Source organism: Arhodomonas sp. KWT (genome assembly GCF_010993615.1).
This window is the reverse complement of record NZ_WNXE01000457.1, coordinates 1-1,337: the sequence shown is the minus strand read 5'-3', so window position 1 is coordinate 1,337 and position 1,337 is coordinate 1. Positions and strand designations below refer to the sequence as shown.

The following is a 1,337-nucleotide window of genomic DNA, read 5'->3' as shown; positions in this document are numbered from 1 at the left end:
ACGCCATGTCCTGGAAAGATCTGCTGGTCTACGTCGACGAGGGGGCAGCGCTCGACGATACTCTCTCGCTCGCTGCCGGGTTCGCCGACCGTTTCGAGGCCCACGTGGCCGGGCTTGCGGTGGTGCCCTTCAGCCTGCCCCTGGAGATGTCCCAGCCCAGCCGCATTCGTGATTACGGTGCGCGCATGCGCCGGCGCCTGGAGACACTGGAGCAGCACTTCGGTAAGGCGTTTTCCCGCCGGAACGGCGAGTGGCGTGCCCATGACGGTCTTGCCGAGGGCGGTGAGCGCCTGGAGGTCATCAGCCGCCATGCCCGTTATGCCGACCTCATCCTCATGGGGCAGCCGGACGTCTCCCATGACGTGGATGCCCCGCCCACGGACCTGCCGGCGCAGGTCGCGGTCGCCAGCGGCCGGCCAGTACTCGCCGTGCCCCGCAGCGGCTGGTCGGGGGCGGTCGGCGAGCACGTGGTGGTCGGCTGGAACGGCAGCCGGGAGGCGGCCCGGGCGATCAGCGATGCCCTGCCGCTGCTGCAGACCGCGAAAACAGTGCGCGTGCAGGTGTTCACCGGCCGTAACCGGCTGGACGGGCACGGCGAGCTGCCCGGTGGCGACATCGCGACCATGCTGAGTCGTCACGGTGTCATCGTCGAGGTGGTCCGCGATGCGGGCGGCTCGGCGGATCCCGCGTCGTCACTGGTCGCGGCGGCGAAGGACAGTGGTGCCGATCTGATCGTGATGGGGGCCTACGGCCAGCCTCGGGTGCGTGAGCTGGTGCTCGGCGGCACCACCCATGAAATGATGCGGGTGATGGACCGGCCGGTGCTGCTCGCGCACTGACCTGCGGGGAGGGGCGGCTCTCCCCCTCTCTTAGCCCAGGGGATGTGGCTCTGGGCCGTCCCGGAGCGTGAGGCGCTGCCAGTGCCGCTCCCGGGCGATGGCATCGAGGGCGGGATCCGGGTCGACCGCGACCGGCTCTTCCACGCGCTCGAGCAGCGGCAGGTCGTTGCGCGAGTCGCTGTAGAACGTCGTCACCATGTCCTCGGTGCCGCTCTGCCGCCGCCAGGCCTCGAGCGCGGCGATCTTGCCGTCGCGGAACGTGGGGGTACCCACGTAGCCGCCGGTGTAGCGGCCGTCGCGGAACTCCGGCTCGGTGGCCAGCAGGCAGTCGATGCCCAGCAACCCCGCGATGGGCTCGGTGACGAAGCGGTTGGTCGCGGTGATGATCACCAGCGTATCCCCGCGCTGCCGGTGCATGTCGATCAACGCCCGGGCGGCGGGGAGCACGATGGGCTCGATCTTCTCGGCGATGAAGCGTTCACGCCACGCGTGCAGCTG

2 protein-coding genes are annotated in these 1,337 nt (G+C 70.2%); one reads left to right on the top strand and one right to left on the bottom strand.

The features are described from left to right. A partial coding sequence (locus G7A99_RS19885; RefSeq protein WP_163143510.1) for a universal stress protein occupies window positions 1–839 on the top strand: 839 nt, incomplete at its 5' end. Window positions 840–869: 30 nt separating this feature from the next. On the opposite strand, the gene G7A99_RS19880 is transcribed toward G7A99_RS19885, so the two are convergent. Beyond that, window positions 870–1,337, bottom strand: a 468-nt coding sequence (locus G7A99_RS19880; protein ID WP_163143507.1) for an HAD family phosphatase, incomplete at its 5' end; no start/stop codon positions are given.